Origin of the sequence: Haloarcula sp. Atlit-120R, from assembly GCF_003665885.1 — an archaeon.
Taxonomy (GTDB): Archaea; Halobacteriota; Halobacteria; order Halobacteriales; family Haloarculaceae; genus Haloarcula; species Haloarcula taiwanensis.
In genome coordinates this window covers 12,014-36,972 of the sequence record NZ_QPLN01000006.1, presented here as the reverse complement: position 1 = coordinate 36,972, position 24,959 = coordinate 12,014, and the positions used below count along the sequence as shown (strand labels likewise).

20 protein-coding genes and 1 pseudogene are annotated in these 24,959 nt (G+C 57.2%); 3 read left to right on the top strand and 18 right to left on the bottom strand.

Annotated features, from left to right (window positions below; all coding sequences use genetic code 11):
* Positions 1-169: 169 nt before the first annotated feature.
* The 10 genes from DVK01_RS17950 to DVK01_RS17905 all read right to left on the bottom strand — a co-directional run bounded on the left by DVK01_RS17950 (position 170) and on the right by DVK01_RS17905 (position 12,202).
* Positions 170-1,192 carry a site-specific integrase gene (locus DVK01_RS17950; protein ID WP_121537868.1) on the bottom strand — a complete coding sequence of 341 codons (1,023 nt, stop codon included), beginning with the start codon at positions 1,190-1,192 and terminating at the stop codon, positions 170-172.
* Positions 1,193-1,546: 354 nt separating this feature from the next.
* A complete protein-coding gene (locus DVK01_RS17945; RefSeq protein WP_121537866.1) occupies positions 1,547-3,220 on the bottom strand; it encodes a transposase in 1,674 nt (557 codons plus the stop codon).
* Between the two features lie 460 nt (positions 3,221-3,680).
* Positions 3,681-3,818, bottom strand: a complete 138-nt coding sequence (locus DVK01_RS22940) for a hypothetical protein (protein WP_158598776.1) — start codon at positions 3,816-3,818, stop codon at positions 3,681-3,683.
* A 370-nt stretch (positions 3,819-4,188) separates the two neighbouring features.
* A complete protein-coding gene (locus DVK01_RS17935) occupies positions 4,189-4,956 on the bottom strand; it encodes a hypothetical protein (protein ID WP_121537864.1) in 768 nt (255 codons plus the stop codon).
* A gap of 78 nt (positions 4,957-5,034) precedes the next feature.
* Positions 5,035-5,685: a hypothetical protein gene (locus tag DVK01_RS17930; RefSeq protein WP_121537862.1), complete on the bottom strand. Its 651-nt coding sequence runs from the start codon at positions 5,683-5,685 to the stop codon at positions 5,035-5,037.
* A 4-nt stretch (positions 5,686-5,689) separates the two neighbouring features.
* A complete protein-coding gene (locus tag DVK01_RS17925; protein ID WP_121537860.1) occupies positions 5,690-6,559 on the bottom strand; it encodes a carbohydrate ABC transporter permease in 870 nt (289 codons plus the stop codon).
* The gene (locus DVK01_RS17920; RefSeq protein WP_121538035.1) at positions 6,552-7,421 is read right to left on the bottom strand and encodes a carbohydrate ABC transporter permease; all 870 of its coding nucleotides are present in this window, start codon (positions 7,419-7,421) and stop codon (positions 6,552-6,554) included. The genes DVK01_RS17925 and DVK01_RS17920 overlap by 8 nt, the downstream gene beginning before the upstream one ends.
* A gap of 56 nt (positions 7,422-7,477) precedes the next feature.
* Entirely contained in the window at positions 7,478-8,845 is a 1,368-nt protein-coding gene (locus tag DVK01_RS17915) for an extracellular solute-binding protein (RefSeq protein WP_121537857.1), read from the bottom strand.
* A 44-nt stretch (positions 8,846-8,889) separates the two neighbouring features.
* The gene (locus DVK01_RS17910) at positions 8,890-10,029 is read right to left on the bottom strand and encodes an ABC transporter ATP-binding protein (protein ID WP_121537855.1); all 1,140 of its coding nucleotides are present in this window, start codon (positions 10,027-10,029) and stop codon (positions 8,890-8,892) included.
* Between the two features lie 64 nt (positions 10,030-10,093).
* The gene (locus DVK01_RS17905; protein ID WP_121537853.1) at positions 10,094-12,202 is read right to left on the bottom strand and encodes a glycoside hydrolase family 32 protein; all 2,109 of its coding nucleotides are present in this window, start codon (positions 12,200-12,202) and stop codon (positions 10,094-10,096) included.
* Positions 12,203-12,325: 123 nt separating this feature from the next.
* On the opposite strand from DVK01_RS17905, the gene DVK01_RS17900 reads away from it, so the two are divergent.
* Together DVK01_RS17900 and DVK01_RS22625 are read left to right on the top strand one after the other, a co-directional pair.
* Complete coding sequence (locus DVK01_RS17900) at positions 12,326-14,545, top strand: TrmB family transcriptional regulator (protein WP_158598775.1); 2,220 nt, start codon at positions 12,326-12,328, stop codon at positions 14,543-14,545.
* A gap of 60 nt (positions 14,546-14,605) precedes the next feature.
* Positions 14,606-14,776: pseudogene (locus DVK01_RS22625) on the top strand (site-specific integrase); the annotation flags it as partial.
* A 48-nt stretch (positions 14,777-14,824) separates the two neighbouring features.
* Here DVK01_RS22625 and DVK01_RS22620 read toward each other — a convergent pair.
* The 6 genes from DVK01_RS22620 to DVK01_RS17865 form a co-directional block, all read right to left on the bottom strand.
* Positions 14,825-15,253, bottom strand: a complete 429-nt coding sequence (locus tag DVK01_RS22620; RefSeq protein WP_233562801.1) for a hypothetical protein — start codon at positions 15,251-15,253, stop codon at positions 14,825-14,827.
* Positions 15,240-15,530 carry a winged helix-turn-helix domain-containing protein gene (locus tag DVK01_RS17885; protein WP_121537847.1) on the bottom strand — a complete coding sequence of 97 codons (291 nt, stop codon included), beginning with the start codon at positions 15,528-15,530 and terminating at the stop codon, positions 15,240-15,242. The genes DVK01_RS22620 and DVK01_RS17885 overlap by 14 nt, the downstream gene beginning before the upstream one ends.
* A 67-nt stretch (positions 15,531-15,597) precedes the next feature.
* A complete protein-coding gene (locus DVK01_RS22615; protein WP_233562800.1) occupies positions 15,598-16,476 on the bottom strand; it encodes a hypothetical protein in 879 nt (292 codons plus the stop codon).
* A 657-nt stretch (positions 16,477-17,133) separates the two neighbouring features.
* Complete coding sequence (locus DVK01_RS17875) at positions 17,134-18,810, bottom strand: transposase (RefSeq protein ID WP_121537843.1); 1,677 nt, start codon at positions 18,808-18,810, stop codon at positions 17,134-17,136.
* A 97-nt stretch (positions 18,811-18,907) separates the two neighbouring features.
* Positions 18,908-19,915, bottom strand: coding sequence for a zinc-binding dehydrogenase (locus DVK01_RS17870; protein WP_233562799.1), 1,008 nt, complete (start codon positions 19,913-19,915; stop codon positions 18,908-18,910).
* Entirely contained in the window at positions 19,912-20,916 is a 1,005-nt protein-coding gene (locus DVK01_RS17865) for an LLM class oxidoreductase (protein ID WP_121537841.1), read from the bottom strand. The genes DVK01_RS17870 and DVK01_RS17865 overlap by 4 nt, the downstream gene beginning before the upstream one ends.
* A 667-nt stretch (positions 20,917-21,583) precedes the next feature.
* Between DVK01_RS17865 and DVK01_RS17855 the strand changes: the two genes are divergently transcribed.
* Positions 21,584-22,363, top strand: coding sequence for a helix-turn-helix domain-containing protein (locus DVK01_RS17855; RefSeq protein ID WP_121537837.1), 780 nt, complete (start codon positions 21,584-21,586; stop codon positions 22,361-22,363).
* Positions 22,364-22,449: 86 nt separating this feature from the next.
* Here DVK01_RS17855 and DVK01_RS17850 read toward each other — a convergent pair whose 3' ends face one another.
* Both DVK01_RS17850 and DVK01_RS17845 read right to left on the bottom strand, forming a co-directional pair.
* The gene (locus DVK01_RS17850) at positions 22,450-23,742 is read right to left on the bottom strand and encodes an MFS transporter (protein WP_121537835.1); all 1,293 of its coding nucleotides are present in this window, start codon (positions 23,740-23,742) and stop codon (positions 22,450-22,452) included.
* A gap of 385 nt (positions 23,743-24,127) precedes the next feature.
* A complete protein-coding gene (locus DVK01_RS17845; RefSeq protein ID WP_121537833.1) occupies positions 24,128-24,934 on the bottom strand; it encodes an aldo/keto reductase in 807 nt (268 codons plus the stop codon).
* Positions 24,935-24,959: the final 25 nt, after the last annotated feature.

Genomic DNA, 24,959 nt, shown 5'->3' with positions numbered 1-24,959 from the left:
GTAGGTGTTTCTTATTAGAGGGGCTAAACCTACGGAATTGGGCTAGGCAGCGGGCGTCGATGAGGATAGCGAATTGGGGCTAGATTTCATCGCCGACGGGAATCCCGCTGACGAGGCTCCTAACTGAGCTAACCAACATTTGGGGTTCTTTGCCGTTTTGTTGGTTAGTCTACTCACTGGAGATGATATCGTTTGCTTCGTCACGAGTACGTTTCGCAGCCTCCTGAGCGTAGCCTTCGTGGGTTGTCTCGATGGATTTGTGACGGAGCACGTCCTGTGCCAGCTGCGGGTTCTCGCGATAGATCTCCCGTCCCAATCCACGGCGAGCACCGTGTGGCTTCAGCGGGTCTTCGAACTCGTAGTCAGACCACTCACACAAGTCTGCCAAGATGTTCCGGGCCGACTGCGTGGTGATCGACGGCGTGGGATCAAGCGCTTTCGCAGCGTTGTCGAGTCTGGGGAAGACAGCTTCAGTCTCGTCGGGCTCTTGAAGTTGCTTCCAGCGCCGAAGCGGGCGAAGTGCATCGTCAAGGATCGGCGCAGATTCTCGGGTGCGGTTCTTTCCGAACACCTGCATTGTGCCAGCCTCTAGATCGACATGACGCCACCGGAGGCCGTTCCGTTCCTCGTCATCAGAAACAGCGACGAGCTCCGCGCTACGCGCACCGGAGTAGGAAAGGAGGAAGACGAGTGCTTGGTCACGGTAGGCCGCTGTACGGTCGATGTCGTCGCTTTCGCCGGCGTCGTCGACGCGGGCAGTCGCAGTCGCACAGATGGCGTCGCGGTCCCGTGCAGTCCAGTACTGCTGGTCTGTTTCGGTCTCATCGGTCGGGAGCGGACCTTCGGCGTGGTTGGTCTTGGCCGGGTTCGTCGGAATTAGACCCTCGTAGACAGCCCATGTGAGGAACGAGCGGACGTATGCGAAGTAGCGGCGGGCGGTCTCCGGAGAGATATCGTCTCGGTCATCAGCCCGGGCGAGATCACGAGCGTACTGCCGACAAAGGTCGTCGTCGATATCCTCGGGACTGGAGATACCGTGCTGGTCCCGGGACCAAGCTGCGAACTTCCGAAGCACGCTCGCAACGTTTGTTCGGTAGCGCCCGGAGTCGATATCGACGAGTCGTTTCTCGATGGCTGTTTCGAGGGCGTCACCCCCGGGAGTAGCGTCGTATGCAGGCGGAAGACGATCCATGCTTCCCGTACAGCGGCGGCCCGCCTAAAACTGGTGGTGCTTACTGCAATAATACAAACCTAACCCGCGAACCCGAATATCGGCGTTTCAGGCACTCTATAAGTGGATATTTGGAAATTCTGTTCCTGATAAAGTATATGTAGCTATATCAATCTACCTCAAGAAGGAGTTGAGACTGCACCGAGTTTAGCGGAGCTATAATGCGTGTATTCGGCCGATTCAGTGAACGGGAATTGACTTAGATTGCTCTCCAAACGCCCGATCTTGTTGCACTGCCACTCATGTTCGCGAATTTCGACGACCTACGACAGTGTTGCCACTCAAACGCCGCGGTATCACGGATTGGGAACCTCACTATCCGATTCCTGTCTCCTTTTTTAGCAGCGTCAGCGTATTATCTGCCGTCACCATCGGAGAGTGCTCGTACTCACCGGTCAATTCGACCTGTACGAGTAAATCGATCGCACGCCAAATCGAGTACAGCAGACACGCGAACGCGAAGTAGAAGAACCGGAGGCCAAAGTCCTTCGAGGTCGTGGCGGCCATGAATCGCTTGATCGATTTGTATCCGCTCTCAATCTCCCAGCGATACCCATACTCGGTGAGAAAGGCACTGCTGGTATTCGTCATGAACACCGAGTATTGTCGATAGTCCCCGTGCTCAGAGTCTTCTTTCCGGCGGTAGATCAGTGTCGTATCGTGCCACTCGTTCTTCCCGAGATGGAGCTTCCTGTCGGTCTCGTACCGATCCTGGCCTCGCTGCAAGAGTCGCTTTGCTTGGGCTTTCTCGCTCGTCTGCATCCGTTTCGGGACGACATACGACAGCCCTCGTTGGCTGAGCAGCTCCAGAATGTGCTGGCTGTCGAACTCCCGGTCCATCAGTACGTTATCGATGTGAACGGCGTCTTGGGCTGAATCCAGCAGATCCTCCACTATCTCTTTCCGTGATTCACCTCTTCGCACAGGACGGGCATCGAGGACAATCGGAACCGCATTGCCGACCAACTGGACCGTCGCCCACTGATAGGCGTACTCATCGGTCTTTTCCTTTGTCCCAATAATCTCGTCTTCGTGACTAGTCCGATCCCCAGTAAACGGGTCGGCTTCCGTAATATCGATAGCGACGATCCCAGCTCGAAAGAACTCCTCCGTCTCTGCGACTTCATCCAGTAATCGATTCACGGCTCGTCGGTACATCTTTCGAATCTGTTCAATCGACAGGTCGCGAATTTGCTCGCGATGGGCGTGGCCCAACGGCGTCCGATCCCGAGTCGACTCATAGACGAAACTGCGGGCACCTTCGTTAGCAGCCAACCCCTCACGAAGCCCGAGATGGGTTTGTAAGTCCCAGTAGGCGTTCTCGTGGATCTCACAGCCGTCGCCACGATTCAGTGAAAACGCTGGGAAGACGATGCGGCTGACGTGGTCTGTAATCGGTGCCGCTTCGTTGAGGATGGCTTGGTCACCAGTGTCTGGTTCTTCTTCAGCATCTTGTGATGGAAAGTTCCGTTCTGGCTCGCGCGGAACAGCAACACCCGCGTTCTGGGCTTTGATCAGAATCGTCCGCGCAGCTGTCTCGACTGTTTCACGAAGCCCTCGAGTGAATCGTTCGTGCCAGCTACGCCATAGCGTCGACTGGTCCGGGACCGTCTCTATGCCTAGTTGCTCACGGAGTCCAGGGTGGTGGGTGAGGTGGGTGACGAGTTCCGTTTCATGACTCCAACCGTGAATTTCTTTGAGTAAGAACACGCGGAACAGTTCCGCCATTTCGTACTGGGTTGCTCCAGAATACCGGTCATGTGGTCGAAACTGAAAGTATGCTACTGGATAGTGAGACACGAACTCATCGACGGAGTAGTGAGCCTGGTGGTCGAACCATGTGGACGCAACGGTCCGGATGTCTTCTTTGAGGCCACCAAGTGAACTCCGGTCGTACAGTGGTGTCGAATCATACGCTGGCCATTCAGCGTATGACTGCTGTGCAATCCGTCGAAAGACACTGCGTCGAGAGTCACAACTCGCAACCACTACGAGATGCTGACCACGACACGCCCAAAAATTCGTCTAACTGGTAATAGAGAAAACACATACCGCACTCAATGTCGCTAAGCAGCATGAGTGGACAGTAGTCAGTACACGTGAAGTGTGTATTGCGAGTTGCGTCAGGTCTAATCGCTGTTTACGGTGATTGTATTGTAGAAGTCGTTCGAGTGTGGTTCACCGATATTCTCTGAGATATTGAATCCCCATTCGTATTCGCCGGGTATTGCATCCGAAGCGACAGAAACTGGTAGAATAATATCAACAGTGGTGCTCCGATACGACTGACCGTGCGCTCCATATCCGATTCCAAGGGGGTAGTGATGCCGCCCTCAAAGGGGCCCTCACCGTACTCACTCGGGGCGAAACGCCAGAATCGCATCTCGAAGTCGTGTATCACGACCCAGCCGGTGTCCACCGGGTCACGCGACCAAAATCGCTCGAGTTCTTACGAGCAATCGTCCAGCACGACCCTGACAGTATCCGCGAGACTGCTCGCCTCGTAGAGCGAGATGTGAGTCAGGTTCACCGAAATCTGACTGAACTCGAGGAACTCCACTTGGCCGGTCTGATCGATGATGGCCATTCCAAACGACCATCGGTTTGGTAAGAGGCAATCGATATCGATCTGCCGCTCGTGATACCGGGTGTCGGGCCTGACGAAACGACGGCATAATGATTGTTCTCTGAGGGTGGTTTAGAACGGCGTCCTTCATGCACCCTGCGCGCCGCTGAGAAACTCTCTTGATGAATCACAGAACCAGTGAAATTGGCCACCTCACGCCCAACAGGGGGATTCGGTCACCAGTCGAACGAGCGCCCGCAGCACCCGTCGCCGATTTTCATAGAAGTAATTGCCAGACAGCGGCGGTCTGGATTTGCAAGTGAACGCGATAGTGTTGCTCTCGTTCGCCGCTGCGGCGGTCTCTGCTCAGTCGCTGAACGAAAGCACGCACTTACTGAAGACAACGCTGCCGGCAGTTCCGAATCGTCCGTAGACATTCGGCGAGCGTGCATAGGGCTGGGTAAACTACCTCTAATTCGCCATAGAGGTACTGTGTGAGACGCATATCTTCGAATTCACCGAACGTTTTGGCAGTCCGGTCAGCGACTAACTGCTGTCGGTTCGTCAGACGGGGATCACACTTTGTCTCCAGTTCAGCGAGCTCCGCGTCCAACGTTCCGAGAACAGGACTCTCCAGGTCCGTTTCGAGACGCGAGTGAATCTCTTGGAGCGATCCGTGGATGTTCTGTACCGCTTTCGCACAGGCAGTCATCGAGTCGTACTCTCGTCGGAGAATCCGATAGTAGCGCTTCCGATCGTGGACGGCCGTTGCGGCGGCCTGCTGGAGGCCACCGTACAACGCTGGTGTCAGGACACGTGCATTGTGCAGCCGTGTCGCCAGTTCGGCCCCGAACTCTCGAGTGAAATGTGCAGTAAAACTCTCACCGTACTGCTGCTCGAAGTCCGGTGTTGCCATCACCGTCTCCCGGTACGCACGTTCGATGCGCGCAAGCGCGTTACACTGTGCATTCGTCCCTGTCGAAACTGCTGTGGCGGCAGACGTGGCCGCCATCTCCGTCTGGACGACCTCCGTCGGTTCGATAGCGTCCAGTCGCTTCGCAAAGCGCCGGTACGCGTCACGCTCAGCCTCAACGGCGGCCTGTTCCTCTTCGACGAGCGCCACCGCCCGTTCGAGTCGTTCGCGTGGTGTGCGTGTCATCTGTTCTTGAGTTAGTTGTAATCGCGTGTCGATGGCACGGCGTTGTTCGCCGCTCGGTGCCACAGCCGCGTGGTTCTGTCAGTGTACTGGTGCTGTAGTGGTTGTATCTGGGTCCGTCGCGTGACCGTCGACAGTTTCGACGATAGTCACCTGCAGAGAGAAGGCGAGACTCGCAAAGAGCAGGGGAAATCCGATGGTCAACAGCACTGTCCCAGCGAGGATAGCGAGACTCGAGAGCCCCGTAGCGAGCGCCGGCGTCGGGTGGGCTCTGAGCCAACCGAGGCCGAACCTGAGTGCGTCGAGGGGGTCGAGACCCCGTGCCAGCGCGGTGAACGTCGGCATCAGGGCAAGCGCAACGTACAGCGCGATGTACAGTGCGACGAGCGCGATAGCTTCGCCCAGTAGCGACCCCTGTCGAAGCGACGTGGTTCCGTAGGTGACGGCGACGACACCGAACGCGACTGGCACACCGCTGAACAGAGCGCTCGCAGGGGCATTTTGTCGAAGTACGTCGACGATTCGGCCCCGGTCGATTTCGTTTCGGTCGCTACGTAAATCCTGAATCGCGACGTACGCGGCGAGCGTCGCCGGACCGATGGTCACGAGAGGAACCGACGCGATGAACCAGAGGACACTGAGCACGGTTAACCGGAGACCGTTGTGGTAGACGAACCTCGGCACGCTCCTGAGCGCCTCTCGAAACACCGCCTGGTCGCTCCTCGTCGGCATGGTGTTATCCCGTTCCCGCCTGCATCTGGACGCTGGAGATGAGCTTGTCCTGGAACAGCAGGAAGACGATGAACAGCGGCAAGGACGCCAGCGCGAGCGAGGTCATGATGACGTTCGGGGCCAGTGCGTTCACGTCCCGCAGCGTCGCGACACCGATAGGGAGCGTGTACAGTGCATCGTCGTTCAGGACTACGAGCGGCCAGAGGAACTGGTTCCAGCTCCAGATAAACACGAACAGCCCCAGAGCCGTCAGAATCGGCGTCGACAGCGGGAGGATGATGCGCGTGTATATTCGCAGGTGTGAGAACCCATCGAGACGCGCGGCTTCCTCCAGTTCCTCCGGGATGTCACGGAAGAACTGCACGAGCAGGAATACCCCAAGGGGGCCGGCCGCGAACGGCAGGATGATTGCCCAGTAGGAGTTTATTAACCCGAGGTCGTTGATAAACGTGTACAGCGGGATGATGTTGACGTAGCCCGGAATCATGAAACTCGCCATGATGATGCCGAGGATGATTTTCTGGCCGGGCCACTCCATGCGCGTAATCGAGAACGCGATCATCGAGTCGATGACCAGCACCATGAACGTCGTGATACTGGCTATTAGCAGCGTATTCAGCGCCCAGCGGTAGATAATCGGCTCCTCAATGAGATAGCGCTCCCAGATAGCGAAAGTGACCTCCGGCGGAATCCAGTTGAACCCGCCCTGTGAGAGGACACCCAGCGGCGTCACGGATAGCTGGAACATCCGCCAGTACGGAATGAAGAACACGATAGCAAGACCGTACATCACGGCATAGAGCCCGATTCTGTACAGTGTATCGCGGTCGGCCAGCCGCTCGGACAGCGATTCGACGATGTCTGCGTTACTCATTATTAGTCCCCACGAGCACGTAGTTAAGAACCGACACGCCGACCAGTATCAACAGGAGTGTGTAGCCGACGGCCGCTCCGAACCCGAGTTCCCGCGTCTGGAATCCGAGTTCGTAGAGGTAGTACACGAGCGTTTCCGTCTCACCGACGGGGCCGCCGTCGGTCATCAGGTACGGCTGGCCGAACACTTGGAACTGGAAGATGGTCGACGCGATGACGACGAACAGCAGCGCGTTCTTCATATGTGGCAGCGTGATATCGCGGAACATCCGCCACGGCCCGGCCCCGTCGAGGCGTGCGGCCTCGTAAAGGCGTTCAGGTACGTTCTGGCGGGCCGCAAGCAGCACGGCGAAGTAGAAGCCGGCTTGCCACCAAACCGTGGTGATGACGATAGCGGGCATCGACCAGAGCGTGGAGTTCAGCGGCGAGCCGTCGAACAGCCAGCCCAGATAGTGCGTGCCGACGCCGCTCTGAGCGAACATCTGTGACCAGACGATCGCGACGACAGAGACGGTCAGCACGTACGGGCTGAAGTAGATGAACTGCAGGAGACGGCTCCCCTTGAGTTCCTTGTTCAGCCCGAGTGCGAGCACGAGGCTCACGACGACGATGAGCGGCACGGTCAGCGCGACGAACTCAAGCGTGTTCCAGAGTGCGTTCCAGAACGCCGGGTCACCTATCAGGCGGGCGTAGTTGTCCATGCCGACGTACGTCGACTCGGCCGGCGAGAGGAAGTTCCAGTCGAACAGGCTCATGTAGAGCCCTTTCAGGAGTGGATACAGCAGGAACGCGGCGAACAGCACGAGATACGGGAGTGCGAAGAGCAGTCCGGTGATGAGTTCTCGCGTCGAGCGCTCGAACATCTGCTCCCACCGACTCGGGGCGCGGTTCTCTGCTGCCGATTCAATGTTGCTCATGATTAGGCGTTGTCGAGTGCACTCTGGAGTTCACTGGCGCTGCTCTGGACACCGGTCTGGACGTCGGTGTTCTGCAGGTACATGTCGAGGAACGAGCCCCAGAACCGTGAACTGTTGAGATCGACGGAGGTGCTAGGCTGGTAGCGGACCTGCTCGTTGGTGACCATCTCGTGCATCGTCGAGATGGTCCCGATGTCCTGCCAGAGTGCTGTGTTCTTGACCGCGCTCGACTCCGCGACGGACTGGGAGGCGGGGAGGTGCCCGCCGGCCGTCGCCCACTCGGCGTTGTTCTGGGTGACGAACTCGGCGAACTCGACGGCAGCCTGCTTTTCGGCTTCGTCGTGGTTCGCGTTATTGGGGAAGAACAGCGAGTTCGACTCACACCACGCGACGTTGTCGCCGTCGCCTGGGAACATGAACGGCCGTTCGAAGTTGAGCGCGAGGTCTTCGTACACCTCCCCACTCTCGTTTTTCAGGTTGTTTATCGACCACGTCCCCGCGATGAACATAGCCAGGTTCCCTGCGATGAAGTCCTCGACGCGGGCCGAGTCGCTCTGGAATGTTGGGGTGTCCCAGCCGAACTCACCAGTGATGTTGGCCATCAATTGTGCGGTCTCGAGACCGATGTCGTTGTCGTACGCCACCTGATAGTTGCCCGGGTCGCCGGTCAGCACGTTCCCGCCGGCCTGCGTGAGCGCGCTCGTGTAGGCACGGAAGGCCTCCTGCCCGGAGCGCCAGTTGAGAAACGAGAACGGACGCGCGTCGCTATCACTGACGATGGTATCACAGGCGTTCGAGAACGACTCCCAACTCGTGAAGTCCGGGTCGACGCCGGCTGATTCGAGGACGTTTTCGTTCGTGTACAGCGCTTTCCCGTGGATGTCGATGGGAAGCGCGTACGTCGAGCCACTGACTTGCAGGCTGTCCCACGCGAAGTCAAAGTACTTGTTGCTCGCTCCGGACGAGAGGTAGTCGTCGATAGGGTGGGTGATCGGTTTGAGGTACTGGCCGAACGAGCCGAAGTAGCTCGCCACGTGCGGGGAGTTGTCCGCGTTGACTGCGGTGAACAACTTGTTCAGGAACTCGCCGAACGGAACGCCCTGTTCGTTCACCTGAATCCCGTTGTCCATTTCGTTGAACTCTGTAATCAGGTTGGCCATCACGTCCCGTTCTGCCGCACCGAAGTAGAACCAGTAGTCTATCTGCGTCTCACCGTCTGCCGAACTGTCGTTGTTACTGGTACCGCCACCAGTGAGACCCGCACATCCGGAGAGGCCGGCGGCCAGCGCCGCGCCGCTGGCTCCGAGGACGCCTCTGCGAGTTAGTCGTGAACTGTTCTGTTCGCCGTTTGGGTGGTTGTGTCGGGACATGTTATTCTAGATTAACCATGTTAGTTATTAATCTTTCCTTGTATTTATGCTGTCGCGGAATGTCCGTCGGATTCCGCAGAAGCTGGGCGGTCTAGGACTAGATTCTCGCCGGTGGCCGCATCGAAGACGTGGACGTACTCCGGCGGAAGCGCAAACTCGACCTCGGTCCCGCTGTCGAATCGTGTGTGGCCGTCGACCCGGACGGTCCACTCGGTGTCGCCCTTCGAGAGGTAGAGGTAGTTGTCACTTCCCTCGTGCTCCAGGACTTCGAGCGTGGCGGTGACGCTATCACCGTCGCCGACGTCGACGCTGACGTGTTCTGGTCGGATACCGAGAATCAGATTGTCGCTTGTCCGGTTCGCCTCGACGATGCTCGCCAGTTCCTGGGGTAATTCGTACTCGAACTCGTCGTTGTGTAAGACGCCGTCCACGAGCTGTGTTTCGAAGAAGTTCATCGACGGCGAGCCGATGAAGTTCGCCACGAACCTGTTTGCCGGTTCGGCGTACACCTCCGCCGGGGTGCCGACCTGCTGTATATTGCCGTCGGAGAGAATGACGATACGGTCCGACATCGTCATCGCCTCTGTCTGGTCGTGGGTCACGTACACCGACGTGGTCTCCAACTCTTCCTGGATACGCTGCAGTTCCGTCCGCATGTGCAGGCGCAACTTCGCGTCTAAGTTACTGAGCGGTTCGTCGAACAGGAACACGTCGGGCTGGCGGACGATGGCCCTCCCCGTGGCAACCCGCTGTTGCTGGCCGCCCGAGAGGTTGTTCGGCTTCTTATCGAGCAGGTCGCCGATACCCATCATCTCGGCGGTGTCCTCAACGCGTTGGCTGATTTCCTCGCCTCCGAGGTCTGTCGTCAGTTTGAGCCCGTAGGACATGTTCTGCCGCACGCTCATGTGGGGGTAGAGCGCGTAGTTCTGGAACACCATCGCAACCCCGCGATTCTGTGGGGCGATGTTGTTGACGACCGTGCCACCGATTCGAATCTCCCCACCGGAGATGTCTTCGAGCCCCGCGATCATTCGCAGTAGCGTCGACTTTCCGGACCCGGACGGACCGACGATGGTGAGAAATTCACCGTCGTGGATGTCGAGACTCACGTCGTCGACGGCGCGGATGGTGCCGGCGTCGGAGTCGTACTCCTTACGTACATTATCTATCGTTATGTCGCTCATCTCGGTTCAACAGTTGTCCTACTAGGACCTTAAACTTTCCCAACGATAGTGAATAAAGTTTTTTCTACGTCAGTTCCCAGAGTTCGAGCGCCTCTACCGTAACTTCGCCGTCGCTGGCGTAAAGGTCGAGACCGGTGCTGTCGGACCGCGTCGGGTAAATCCGCGTCGAGAGCACCTGCGCGTCGTTGGCGAACACTTCGAGGACCGACCGGTCGAGGAATACATGCAGGGTCACTTCACCGTCATCGAGGTTTACGGGCATCGAAACGGGCGTCTTCTCGACCCTATCGCTCGCCGAGGACGCCGACCGGTCGACGACGAGTTCCCGTTTCCACGCCTTGTAGCGCAGAACTGTTCGCTCCTCCCCGTTTGGAGAGGCCCGGAGGACGATGCCGAACTCGCGGGCCGCCGTTGCGTCGAACGTCGCCCGAATCTCCAGCGCATCGCCTTCGATACCCTCCAACACGTCTGTCTCTGCCGGTGTGAGGGTGACGTCCTCCACTGCGTGGCCCGTCTCCCGCAACCGGACGAGTTCGTCGGCCGGCCCGATCTGTAGGTCACCGGCCGCTGAGAGCGAGACCTCTCGGGGGAGTGACATCGCCCCGGACCAGCCGGCGTCCCACTGTGCGGTCTGGTCCCGGGACTCCTTGAGCCAGCCGAACATCAATGTCCGTCCGTCGTCGGTCTCGAACGACTGTGGCGCGTAGAAACTGCCGTGATCGAGACGGCCACGATCAGTCGGTTGGAACCGTTTCTCGGCATCGTCGTACTCGCCGCGGAAGTACCAGACGTCGGTATAATCGCTGACGTGCAGGAGCGCTCCGTCTTCGAAGCGAAGCAGCTCCGGGCACTCCCATATCGGGCCGGTCTTGCGCCAGTCACCGGTACAGAACGGATGGCAGTACTCCCACTCGACGAGGTCGTCGGACCGGTAGAGGAACGCGGTACCGCCCTCGTCCTCGATTCCCGACCCGATTATCTGATACCAAGTCCCGTCATCACGCCACACACAGTGGTCGCGCAGTTCGGCGGACCAGTCGACGCTCGCAAAGACATCGACGCCTTCGGGGCCACCGTCCAACAGCGGGTTCTCGGCCGATTTCGTCCACGTTCGCAAGGCGTCGTCGTCGGCCCGCGCGAGACACGGGAGCTGGTCCGCACCGGCGCTGCCCGTGTACACAATCGTCGGTGTCCCATCGTCGTCGACGAAACAGCCGGAGAAACAGCCGTCGGCGTCGGGTCCGTTCGGATCCGGTTTCAGAGCAAGCGGCTCGTCCGTCCAGTTGAGTAAGTCGTCGGAGACCGCGTGGCCCCAGTGAATCGTCCCGTGGAATGGCCCGGCGGGGTTGTACTGATAGAAGAGATGGTAGCGACCGTTCCACTGGACGAGCCCGTTGGGGTCGTTGAGCCAGTTCGCCGGCGGGGTAAAGTGATACGCGGGGCGATGGTTCTCGTCAGGGACCGCTTCGCGAAGCGCGGTAAACTCCTCGCGGTCCTTTGGCCGACCGATAGACGGGGGCGGCGCCTCGTTTCCAGCAAGGTAGGTGGTGACGCGTTCGATAAGCCGTGACTGGTCCTCACTTCGACTGCCGGCCATCCCGTGGCCGATACCGACGACTCGGCCGTCGCCGTGGTGCCACTCGAAGATGGACGCGCGGGCCGGCCGGTCCGTGCCATCGAGCCGACAGGCGGCGAGCACGTCTGCGTCCCGTGGATAGGTTGATTCGTACTGTACGGCCACAGCTTCACCGGCTGGCAACGTTGGAGGGCGGAGGTCGTCGACACTGTCGAATATTGGGTGGCCAGTGTGGGCGCGCTTGAGTAAGAAACCGGCGTCGCCAGCGTCGAGCCGTCCCACCCTGTCCGGGTCGTGTGTCTCGATGCCGAGACGCGAGGCGGCTTCGACGGCCGCGTGGGTGAGTAACAGTCCGCCACCGTCATGCACGAACTGTCGCAGTGTGTCGCTCACAGCGTCGAGTTGGGTCCAAATTCGGTCGGAGATGGCTGATTCCTGGTGCCACCAGAGGACGTCGTACTCGCACAGTGTCGATGTATCGATAGCAGCGAGGGCCAGCGACGTCGTGCCCGAGTCGCTATCGTCGTCGGGCTCGATTGCCAGTCTCGCCACCCGTGGGGCTGTAGTGTGTCTGGAGCTCAAATCGATATCATCCATATTCACAACTATAGTGATTAATACTTAGAGGTTATGTTCGTCGCCACCGTCACTCCGAGACGTGTGCGTTTCACCCACCGTCTTTCAGAAAACGGCTTATTGCGGAAACGAAATAATAAAACAATGACTACCGAAGACGACGCCAAAATCGCACTCCTCCGTGAGACGATGGAGGCGAACGTCGATTTCACCACGTACGAGACGGAAGTCTACCTCGCGCTCGTCCGCGGTGGAACCCAGACAATGACGGAGATAGCGGAGACGAGCGATGTCCCGAAACAGCGGGTATACGACATCGTCGAAGATCTCCAGAATCGGGGGTTCGTCGAGGTCATTGACGATTATCCACAGAAAGCCTACGCTGTCGACCCATCGGAGGCGTTCACGTCGATACGCGACCGTCTCTCACAAGCCGAGGAATACCTCGAGGAACTCCACGACACAATCGACACGGTCGAGAGCGGGGTGGCACTGTTCAAGAGCGAGAGCACCATCCAGCGATACATCGACGACTTGCTGCAGGCCGCCGAACGAGATATCTTTCTGTTAGTTCCCGTCGGTCGACTCGACGCCGTGGCCGACCAACTTCGCGAGTGCGAGGAGACACAGGTTCGCCTCATCCTCTCGAACGTTTCCGTGGATTCGAGCGATTCGGACGATATCACCGACGCCGTTCCTGAGACGGTGACCGAACTCCGAACGGTCTCCACTCGCGAAGATTTCGTCCTCACCATCGACCGTCGGCGAGCACTCTACTGGGTACAGGACGGCCACGGTTACGCCGACACCGAGGGGCACGGCTACTACATCACCAATCCGAGCCTCACGATGGTGCTGGACCGGTTCGTCTCCGAATCTATCTGGCCTCTGGCAAAGGAGAGTTCCGGCGGTACCCAGCGCCCGACGCTGCCCAAAGAGTACATGCGAATCCGGGATTGCCTGGCCGACATCGCTATGCTGACCGATACACTCCCGGCCGACTCCTTTCACATCTCGTTCGAGGGCTACGATACGGAGACGGGCGAGCAAGTCAGTAAAGAGGGAACGCTGGCCAGCTACTACTATACGGAGTACGACATCCGCGCTTCCGTCACCCTCAACGTCGCGTCGGCCACAGACGAAGTCGAGTCCTCGCTCATAACCGTCGGCGGTGTCGGGACCCGCAATGTCGATTACGCCGCCTACAACATCGAACTCAGACAGAACGGGATCTCCCACACGGACAATCTGGACGACGAGACCAGACGCCATCTGGAGACGTGTCGGGCCGAACTCCCGACCGAGTTCGGCACGAAATCCATCGTTACGTGCTTCGACGCCTTCATCGACAAGATCCGGGAGTTCGTCGAACGGCAACCGGGCGAAGGGTACTCTCGGATTCGACAGTTCGACCAGTTCCGTGAGTCGCTGGTTCGCTTCGAGGCGAGCGAAGACGCTCCCCGGGTCGAATGGCGACAGACGGAGACCGAACCCGGTGGCCACGTCGCCCACGTCGGTGGTGTCTTCGACGAACTCGACTACGACGTCACGCTCATCGGGCAACTCGGCAACCCAATCAAGTCGGAGTTCACCCGCGAGTTTCGGAATCAGGAACTCGTCAGCCTCGGCAGCACGACGGCGACCGACTACATCCGCTTCGACGACCGGAAGTTCCTCATCACCGAGCCGAACCCTGAAACGCTCGACTGGGAACGAATTATGGAGCGTATCGACGCCGTTGAACTGGCCGAGCGACTCGACGGATCGTCTATCCTGACTATCGGGACGTGGTTTGCGACGCCCCGTCTGCCCGAAATCCTCGACGGGCTCCGCACGGAACTGTGGCCCCTGCTGAACTCGCCACCCTCGCACGTCCACATCCACCCCGGCGATATCAGTCATCTCACTGATCAAGAGATTCGAGACGGCTGTGAGTCGTTTGCCGCACTTAACGAATCAGTCCCGGTGACGGTAACGGCGAATCGGCACCAGACGCGACGATTCAGCGATGCCCTGTTGGCCACCGACAGCGACGAGACGTCGTCGACCGTCGAGCAAGTGCGTGATCAGGTCGGCGTCACCCGATACGTGATGCACTCACAGCGCGGTGCGACTCTCGCATCTCCCGACGGGGTCGTCTCGGCACGAGCCCCACAGGTCGTCAACCCCCGACAGATTCGAAACGTCGTCGCACACTTCATCAGCGGTCTTGGATTGGCCCTCGCAGAGGGGATGTCCGATGGCGCGGCGCTCGTCTTGGCGAACTCGGTCGGCAGTTACTTCATGCGCCACGATAAGCCCCCAAGCGGCCGGGAACTCCGTTCGTTCGTCGCCGAGTACGACGGGTTCTTCACCACGGAGTGACGGGAGGACTTGAAATCCCATTCCACCGCATGACGTAGGCACTGCACTCGAAGGAGTGTCGTCGAGCGCGACCTCCAGCGCTACCAGAACGAGCACAACATCGCGCCGAAAGACCCCTTTATCGATTTGAAACAGCTCGACGTCCGAGCGGTCGTCCGCCATACCGCTGCCCGAGCTGCGGAGGCGATCGGTGACACCGACTTCGAGAGAGTCTGTCTAATCGATCAACGAAGTCATTCTATGAAAGCTACCTCAGAGCTCTAAAAAATTGATGCGAAATCAGGTCTGGCTCTGATAGAGGAGAACCAGGATGGCAAGTCCGATGAAGAAGTCTGGGAGAAACACGAACGCGCCGATATTTGGGCGAGGGCGGAAGCCTAAGACATTGTGTACTAATGGATTTGATGTACCCGCGTATAGAAGGAGCGCGAGGCTTAGTACAAGCAGGCTTGCTGTGTACTTGTTCGGAAGATCGCGATAGAGCTGCACGTAGATGACTGCGAGTGCCACCAGCAACAGGAGGTTCAGCGTTGTAAAGAAAACCTCCATCCGAATGAGCAGTTCAACCTGTGAAGACAGCGCCCTTGACGGAGGGCCATGAGATGGGATTGATGTGAAAAGTGCGACTAAGAGCGCGATACCACTCGCGATGGTCGCACTCGCTACTGTCGTTCCGAGTGGACTCTCAATCCAGTTACGAATCATCATCAACTCCAGCCTGTTCTGCCACGTCTTCCATGATATCGAGATTGTTCATCATTCTGTCTGAGAGGAAGTACATCTGCCCGTAGTTGTCACCCTCCGTGGTCACAATATTGCTGTCTTCGAGGATTTCGAGGTGGTGCTGCACTGTTTTGTAGTTCAGATTCAGGTCATTCGACAATTGATTGGTGTTTCGTGGCTGGTCGTTGAGTGCGCGGAGGATACGAAGCCGATTGCGGCCTCCACGAGATCCACCAATGAGCCACCAAAGCAACTGCCGCATCTATCGATTATTCATTTGGTCGGTGCAAATACATTCTGTCTCAGTCCGAGCGACACTACTCTCCGAATTAGTCACCAATCCAGGTGATAATTCGATCTGCAATTTCGCCGTTATTGTCGTCCTGCATCATGAGATGTGTATTTCCGGATATCCCTTCGTCCGGAAGACTAAGCAGCGTCGATGCAGGATTTGTCTCTCCTGCGATATCTGCAGTTGTCTGGGTCGCTTCCTCGCGACCAGTCTGTCCGCGCTCGTCGACATAATCGCCATAGACACCCATGAACGGTGCATCACCACCCATCTCCGCCACAGTTTGCGGGTCAGTCGGCGCGCCGACCGGTTCAACTGCGACGATCCGTTCAACGAGGTCTGGCACAGTCTGTGCGACCGCGAATCCGGATCCACCACCTGCTGAATGGACGAGCAACACTGACGGACCGATACGATTGAGGAGTGCCTCTAGAGCGGCAGTCTCCTGCGGTGATGCGAACCGACTTCCGCCGCCACCTCCGGTAGTCGATCCAGTCTGGGTTCCAGCTGTGGTCTCAGTGGAATCCGCAGATGTGGAGTTCTGGTCGCCGCCACGTCCGCCCGTCTGGCCTCCGCCTTGCCTACCGCCACCACCGCCGCCGGTGCTGACGTATGCAGGAAATGACGCAACGAGTTGGTCTACCGATTCGACCGGGTATCGAACGTCCTCGTACGAGTCACCGACTTCAGGTCCGAACCCCCACGTCGGCCATGCTCGATCGATAGACCATCGCGAGAGTGACGCAGAGTCAGAGTTCTGGAGGGCACCAGTATCTAACCCGCCTGAATCAACGTTCCGAGGAGGATTGAAAACATACACTGGATGGCCAGCTTCGGCAAAGTACTCCACCCAGCCGCGTCGGCCGTCAGGTGTCGTCGTGTAAATGTACGGTGACAACCCGAGGCCGGGCACCATTACGACGGGTGACTTGTCGGTGGCCGTATCGGGCCGTGTATATACGACTTCAGCACGTCCGTCGATGATCGTACTACTGCTTGTGTTTGCGTTACCGACGTAGAAACTACCGAACGTCGGAGAGTCGTCATTCTGTTGTTCGGATTGCGGAGAGGCCTCAGGAGACGTCTGTGTATTGGTGTTTGGTTCGCTGTTGTCAGTTATGCTATTGCACCCTGCGATAGTCGCAGCAAGTGCGACTCCAGTTGTGCGAAGAAACGCTTTCCGAGAGATGCCCGATGACATACAGATCGTACTGACCGGGGAACTGACTTAGTCGATTGCCGAAATCGGCCACAGGTTAGGCACAAATTCATTCCAGTTCATGCAGAACGCCCGATATTGACAAATGATGTTAGATTGGGATAATACTGTGTCGCCCAGAGCGTATGCATTGAGACGGCAAGTCTCAACTTCTGTGAGCCTGGAAGTTGAGACTACAGTGGGTTTAGCGGGTCTGTGATGCGTGGTTTCGACCGAATTCGCGGCGAGAAACTACGTCAGATCGACTCTCAAGCGGCCTTTCCTGTCGTGCTATCAACTACATCCGTGAATTTCTGAGATCACCGGCAGCGTTGCCACTTAGAAAGTCGGCATTAGCCCGGGCTGAGCGGCTATCTACCCGATTCCGGTCTCCTTCTTCAGCAGCGTGAGCGTATTGTCGGCCGTCACGATTGGCGCATGTTCGTACTCGCCAGTCAGTTCGACCTGGACGAGCAGGTCAACAGCACGCCAGATCGAGTACAGGAGACACGCGAACGCGAAGTAGAAGAACCGAAGCACGAAATTCTTCGACGTGGTGGCAGCCATGAAGCGTTTGATCGACTTGTAGCCGCTTTCGATTTCCCACCGATAGCCGTACTCAGTGAGGTGTCCACTCCCTCTATTCGTCATGAACACCGAGTACTGCCGGTGATCGTCGTGTTCGGAGTTCTCTTTCCGACGGTAGATCAGCGTCGTCTCGTGCCATTCGTTCTTGCCCAGATGGAGCTTGCGGTCGGTTTCATACCGGTCCTGGTCGCGCTGGAGCAACCGCTTAGCCTGAGCCTTTTCGCTGGTCTGCATCCGCTTCGGAACGACGTAGGAGAGCCCGCGTTGGCTGATCATCTCCAAGACGTGCTGGCTATCGAACTCCCGGTCCATCAGCACGTTATCCACGTGAACGAGGTCCTCAGCCGAATCGAGCAAGTCTTCGACGATTTCCAGTCGTGCCTCCCCCTTTCGGACGGGGCGCGCGTCCAGCACGATTGGGACGGCATTGCCGACCAGCTGGACCGTCGCCCATTGATAGGCGTATTCGTCAGTTTGCTCTTTTGTCCCGATGATTTCGTCCTTGTGGCCCGTTCTATCGCCCGTGAAAGGGTCGGCTTCAGTAATGTCGATGGCGACGATACCGGCGCGGAAGAACTCCTCTGTCTCTGCGACCTCGTCGAGGAGGTGCCGGATCGCCTGCCGGTACATCTCTCGAATCCGTTCAATAGAGAAATCTCGAATGTGGTCGCGGTGAGCGTGCCCGAGTGGTGTTCGTTCCCGGGTTGACTCGTAGGTGAAGCTGCGAGCGCCTTCATTAGCGGCTAAGCCCTCCCGTAGACCGAGATACGTCTGTAGGCCCCAGTACGCGTTCTCATGTATCTCACAGCCCTCGCCGCGATTCAGTGAGAACGCGGGGAAGACGACGCGGCTGACGTGGTCACTGAGCTTCTCCGCCTGCTCTAAGACAGTTCTGTCGTCTGGTTCCGAGTCGTCTGAGCCGTCGTCGTGATATCGAAGCTTTCGCTCCGGTTCACGCGGAACGTCGACACCCGCGCTCTTGGCTTTGATAAGAATCGTTCGAGCCGCCGTCTCAACAGTATCACGGAGGTCAGCTGTAAACCGCTGGTTCCAACTCCGCCATACTGTCGACTGGTCCGGAATCGCCTCTAACCCTAGTTGATCGCAGAGCGAAGGATGACAGCTGAGGTATTCAACGAGCGCTGTTTCGTGGTCCCATCCATAGCATTCTTTCAGCACGAACACCCGAAAGAGGGTGGCCATCTCGTAACGGGTCGAGGAGGCGTAGTGGTTGTGGGCGTCGAATTTAAAATACGCCAACGGAAGCGAGCAGATAAAATTCTCAACCGAAGTGTGATTATCGTGTCTGAACCATCTTTGTGAGACAACCTGAACGTCCGATTCCAGTCCTGCAAGCGACGTTTGATCATACAGCGGACTCGACTCGTAAATTGGCCACTCTGCATGTGAGTGCTGGGCGATTTCTCGAAAAATGGACCGCTGTGATTCTCGAGATGGGGGCATTCAGATTAAATATAGTCCCGTCTGAACACGTGAGCAGAGATCTGACTGTATCAATGGGTCTCTCTAATTACGATTGTGGACGATATTGTCTGAGCGGTCAGTTTTCAAGAACCACTTTTCCGATTCGATCAGGATGCTCCGCACGACGATGCGCCTGTTCAACGTCGGAGAGTTCATAGACAGAGTCGATAAGGGGACTTACATCTCCGGCACTGGTGTGCTTCGAAAGATTCTTTAATCCTTCCTGAAGCCGTGAGAGTGGTTCATCAGTCAATAACGGAACAATAGTGAGAACGAGATTCAATGAGAGCGCCTTCTCGTGTAATAGGTCCGGCCGTGGAACAGAACTTGATTCAGTTGACACAACGGTTCCATATGGGGCTACAGCTTCGAACGACCGTGCCAAGTTCTCATCACCAACCGTATCGATTACAACGTCAAATCCACCCGAACTAGCATACTCTGCAGTATACGCTTGGACAGATTCCGTTTCGTAGTTCGCTGTATCTGTCGCGCCAAGATTACCTGCCTGGTCCGCTTTCTCGGCTGACGAAACGGTAGCAACTACATCAGCACCAGTTGCCGCAGCGTACTGGACAGCAAAGTGACCGACGCCACCAGTGCCACCGTGGACAAGGACTTGGTTCTCTGACTGAATAGCCGCTTCGTTGACCACCATCTCCCACGCTGTTAGCCCTGCAATTGGGAGTGCGGCGGCCGCTTCAAAATCGATATTCTCGGGGACTGAGGCAAGTAACGTCTCGTCGGTTACGGTATATTCAGCTAGAGCTCCGGGATAATCGGTAACGCCTCCTGCAAGGCCGAACACGCGGTCACCAACGTTGTATTTTGTGACCTTAGACCCGACAGCAGCTACTGTTCCGGCAACATCGCCGTGGAGAATCGCGGGGAGTAACGGAGATAGATCAGGCAGGTCGCCACGACGAATCTTCGCGTCAATCGGATTCACGCTCGTCGCCGCTACTTCGACAAGTACCTCGTCGTCGTCCGGAGAGGGCGTCTCGACAGTTCGATCTTCGAAGACGTTCGAATCCCCATATTTGTTGACGACGTAGGCCGTCATCTCCGACGGAATATCACTCATTGCATCACCTCCGAGGTCTGATCTACTCGTCCGGATACTTCGGGTAGCACCTCTTGTCCGAGTTCTTCGAGTACTTCTGGGGCCGGGCGCTCATTGTATCGGAGATTGATGGCAAGATGGTCGACGCCGAGTTCTTCCCATGTCTCGATTCGTTCAATCAGTCTATTTCGGCCGAGTTCGACGCCCTGGTGGATACGACGAGGGGGTGCGTCCGGATCGTCAGAAAGGTTAATGTGTTCAGACATCACGAACGGCTTTCGCGTAGCCTCTGAACCAGTTTGTTCTCGCACCCGCGCTCGCCAGTCGTCGATGAGCGCAGACTGTGTCTCGAACTCCTGGGTGTAGTAAAGCCACCCATCTCCATTGGCTGCGATCCAGTCTCGTTCTTGCTGGGCGTGGCCAGTTACGAGGAACGGAATTTCGCCAGTCGTTTTCGGGACGAGGTCAGCACTACCATCCAGCGTGCCAAGATCAGAGTCGATTTCGGGGAACTTTTCGCGCAGCGCTCGCTTCACGAACTGATACGACTCTCGAAATCTTTCACCGCGAGTCTCGTGGTCGACGTCGAAAGCAGGGAACTCAACCGGTCGGTCACCGCTCGCCACACCCATCACGAGACGACCGCCCGAGAGTTGGTCTACCGAGGCCGCTTGCTTTGCGACGTGAAGGGGATGACGAAGCGGGAGAATCACACTGCCGGTTGCGAGGGCGATCTCCTCTGTCTGGGCTGCAATCGTACTGAGGTAGACAAATGTGTCGTAGAGATGCCCTGCATCACCGAACGACGGGTCCCACAGGGGAACATCCCGAAACCACAGCGCATTGAAACCGTATCCTTCTGCCTGCTGAGCTAACTCAACCTGGTTTTCCATCGCTGGCTGTCCGCCATCGACGGATTCGATAGGGAAGAATAATCCAAGCGTTAGGTCGTCGTCACCGTTCACGTCTCCGAACATCTGGTCATAGCCATCATTGAATCGGTGTTCTCGCGTAGTTGGCATGCTGGCTTCAGCTTGAACCAGAACGAGGTTGTGTCTTCGTCTGGAATATTCCAAACTATGCTGAAGCCAATTTTGTGGCAGTTTTCCTGCTGTTACTGAATCGGAATCTTCCACCCGGTGAACGTCGTAGCGACATCCCGGATAGCCTGTTCGACGGCTGGAGGAACGAGTTCGTTCGGAACAGGGTTGGAACTGTCATATGTAATCGAATCAGTACAGATATCGAGTTGCACAGCAGTTGCTTTGTGGTGGGAATCGAGTGTAATCCAGTACTGGAATAGCCTTCCCGTTGCGTCACGTCCAACCAATATGAGTTCGGTAGATACGGCTACGTGGTCTGTTTTGACGTCAGACGTGATCATTCGAAGGTCTCGTGCTGGCGAAACGAGCCTTGATTCACAGTTAGGGCAGTATCCAGAATGCGGCGGCCGACCGATATATCGAAACTCGCGTTCACATTCGTAACATCGGAGGGGTGAATTAGTCAAATTGTTCTTAACCTCGGTCATAGGGTCGAACCTACGTGCTAGGGGAGTCTGAGCCTTTGTTTGGTGTATCTCGAAGCTAGATGATCGCAATCATCAACTCACTCCGTCTACTAATGTATCACGAGTGAGTTGGAATATCCCAAGCAAGGCTAAATACCGGTACCCCGAAGGGAAATAGTATGCGCGAATTCGTCTTCACCGTCGAATACGAGAAGGGAGCCAACGAGGTCATGGACGTTTTCATCGAGAACCCAGACCTCAAAGCGAGAACCATGGCCGTTCACGCGACGACGGACGCAATGTGGCGTCTCGACTATCTTACTGGCCCGACCGAGGCACTCGAGGAGTTCGACCAGATTCTCGGTAGTGTCTCGATCTGCAACGAAGTCATCGGAATGTGTGGAGCACCAGTCGTTGAGTGGGACTACGAGATACTCTCAAGCACCGCCGATAGCCGGATCGTCTACTCTTGCCGCGAGGAAGGTGAAGGTGTGCAGTCGATACCTCACGTTGCTGCGAAGCACATTGGGAACGGGCTGTTAATGCAGGCAGTGCGCCGAGGGTCACAGTATCAGTGGCGACTGCTCGTTGATGACGAGGAGACCGTCGGTACAATCTACGAAGACGTACATGATGGACTGAGCGACGGCTTGTCTCTCAGTGTCCAACGACTGAGTGAACCGAAGTGTTGGTTCGAAGACGAACTCGATGTGGATGGTGATGAGTTACCACCCGAACAGCAAGCAGCGCTCGAAGCAGCCGTGGAGTTCGGCTACTACGAGTCGCCACGCAGAAATACCGTACAGGACATCTCGAACGAACTCAGTATCCCAAATTCGACGCTTCAGTACCGACTTACGCGGGCTGAAGCGTGGCTTGCACGGCAATTTGTCTCAAATTCACTCGGAACTGAGGTTGAGGAACGGTCAGACCCGACCGAACTCGAGTTGAGTGCGTAGGGAGCGTCGGCACCCCTAGAATCTGACGGGACGGGACAAACGATCGTTAAAATAGAATTCTGCGGTATGTTGCTCTGAGGCGTGCCTCAGTCAGAGGTGACTGCCGAGGGAGTCTTCGAAGACGACTGCCGACGGTCGAGCAACCAACTGAGAACAGTCAGAGCGAGTCCACCGAGGACGAACAGCGCGCCGACCCACGGCGTATCGACGAGGCTGAGGCCGTTGCCTCCCTCAGTGACCCAGCCACCGACGTACGCACCGACGGCGATACCTACGTTGAATGCGCCGATATTGAGTCCGGAGACGACATTCACTGCTTCGGGGGCGAGGCGCTCGGCTTTATTGACGATGTACGTCTGCAGCGGCGGAACGTTTGCGAAGCCAACAACACCGAGGAGGAACACCGTGACGATGCTCCACGTCGGGTCGCTAGCGGTGAATGTAAACGCTGCGAGGACGACTGCTTGTACGGCGAACAGTCCGACGAGCGTCTGGACTGCACCGAAGCGGTCGGAGAGCTTTCCCCCACCGAGATTACCGACGAAGACACCCGCACCGTAGAGGACGAGCAGGGCACTTACTGTCGCAGGCTCGAAGCCGGATATCTCGCGGAGGATTGGTTCCAGATAGGTGAACGCGACGAACGTGCCACCGTATCCGATGGCAGTCATTGCGAGGACGAGGAGGATTTGACCCTCAACGAGAGCCGAAAGCTGGTCCGCAAACGACCCTTGTTCTTTGTTTTCTAGGTCACGCGGGAGGAGAACCCAGCTAGAAACGAAGCCGATCAGGCCGAGAAGAACGATAGCCCAGAAGGTCGTTCTCCAACCGAAGCTCTGACCGATATAAGTACCAAGCGGGACACCGGTCGCCGTTGCGACGGTCAGCCCCGCAAACATGATAGCGACAGCACTAGATTCGCGTTCTTTTCTGACGATGTCGACGGCGATAGTTGACCCGATGGCGAAGAACACACCGTGGGCTAGCCCCGTCAGGACGCGTGCGAGAACGAGTAGTTCGTACGTGGGGGCGAACGCTGCGACGACGTTCCCCGCGACGAATAGCCCCATCAAGCTCAACAGCAGTTTTCGCCTGCCGACTCGACTCGCCAAGCCAGTAATGACAGGTGCACCGAACGCGACAGCGAGCGCGTACAGGCTCACAAGGAGCCCGGCTGTCGCAACAGTGACGCCGAGGTCGGTGCCGATTGGAGTCAACAGGCCGACGATGATGAACTCGTTCGTCCCGATGGCAAAGGCGCTGATCGTGAGCGCGAGCAGTGCTGCCGGATAGGGGAAGAAGCGCGATACCGGTTCGCCCGCCGATGAGCTGTCACCGGGCGAGTCGTCGTGTGCTGGTTCGGATTGGTCGGATTGCACATTTTCCTCGATGGGAGGGACCCGATTCAGCCCTCGTTCGGAATATCTCAACTGGTGTGTGGGGCTCAGAGACTACTAATATCGCCAGTTGTGATATTCCAATTGACCGGGTCGTTTGTGTCATTTAGGGCCAGAGAGCGACAAAAAATAAGAGCAGAGCATCGTGAAACAGTAAAACAGCCGTTGAGTCTGTCTACTGCGAGAAATCACGTCACATCATCTGATTGCCATCGATATTGCCGACAGCTTGGTATTTACACGATGACCTACCAGTATCGGCTCACTGCTGCTGAGTCGTGGCTATCGAAGCAGTCTATCGAATATCCTGACGCGGAGATGAAAAGACAGACAGAAATCTGTATTCTGTCAGCGTGTGTCTACGTCGTTACCACGGGGCAAAGTCGGGGTCGACCTGCCGTTTGTTATAGCTGAGTGTGGCAATCTTCGAGAGGTCTTCATCGTCGAGCGTGAGATCTTGACTCTCCCAGTTCGCGCGGATGTGTTCTTTACTGGTGGCCTTGGGAATAGCAGCGATACCGTTTTGTCGAAGCCACGCTAGACTGACCTGAGCCTCGCTAGCCCCGTGTTTCTCGGCGATTTCGCCTAGTTCTGGCACGTCGAATACCTTCCCACGAGCGATGGGGGCGTAGGCGACTACAGCGACGCCGTTTGTCTCACAGAACTCCTGTAGTTCGGACTGCTGGAAGAGTGGGTGGAGTTCGACTTGGTTAGCAACGATTGGTGCGTCAGAACGGTCCAGCGCAGTCTCTAACTGCTCGGGGAGGAAGTTGCTGACTGCGATGCTATCGACAAGGCCCTCGTCGTACAGTTGATTGAAGGCCGGAATAGTCTTGCTTGGCTCGTAGCCACCCGCCGGCCAGTGGACATAGAGTATCTCGATACGGTCAAGCCCGAGCCGGTCGAGGCTCTCTTTAGCGCTCGCGACGACATCGTTCCCTGCGAGATCATCATTCCAGATCTTCGTGGCGACGACGACTTCTTCTCGAGGTGCGGACGATGCTTCGATTCCGGCGCCAACGGCGGCTTCGTTGTCGTATACTTGCGCGGTGTCGATATGACGATAACCGACGTCAAGCGCAGTCTTGACGCTTTCAGTGACCTGGTCTCCCTCATTCTTGTATGTCCCGAGTCCGAGTGCAGGAAGGTCGTTTGAGACGGTTGGAACGTCCATGGTAGTTTGTCGCCGAGAACATGGT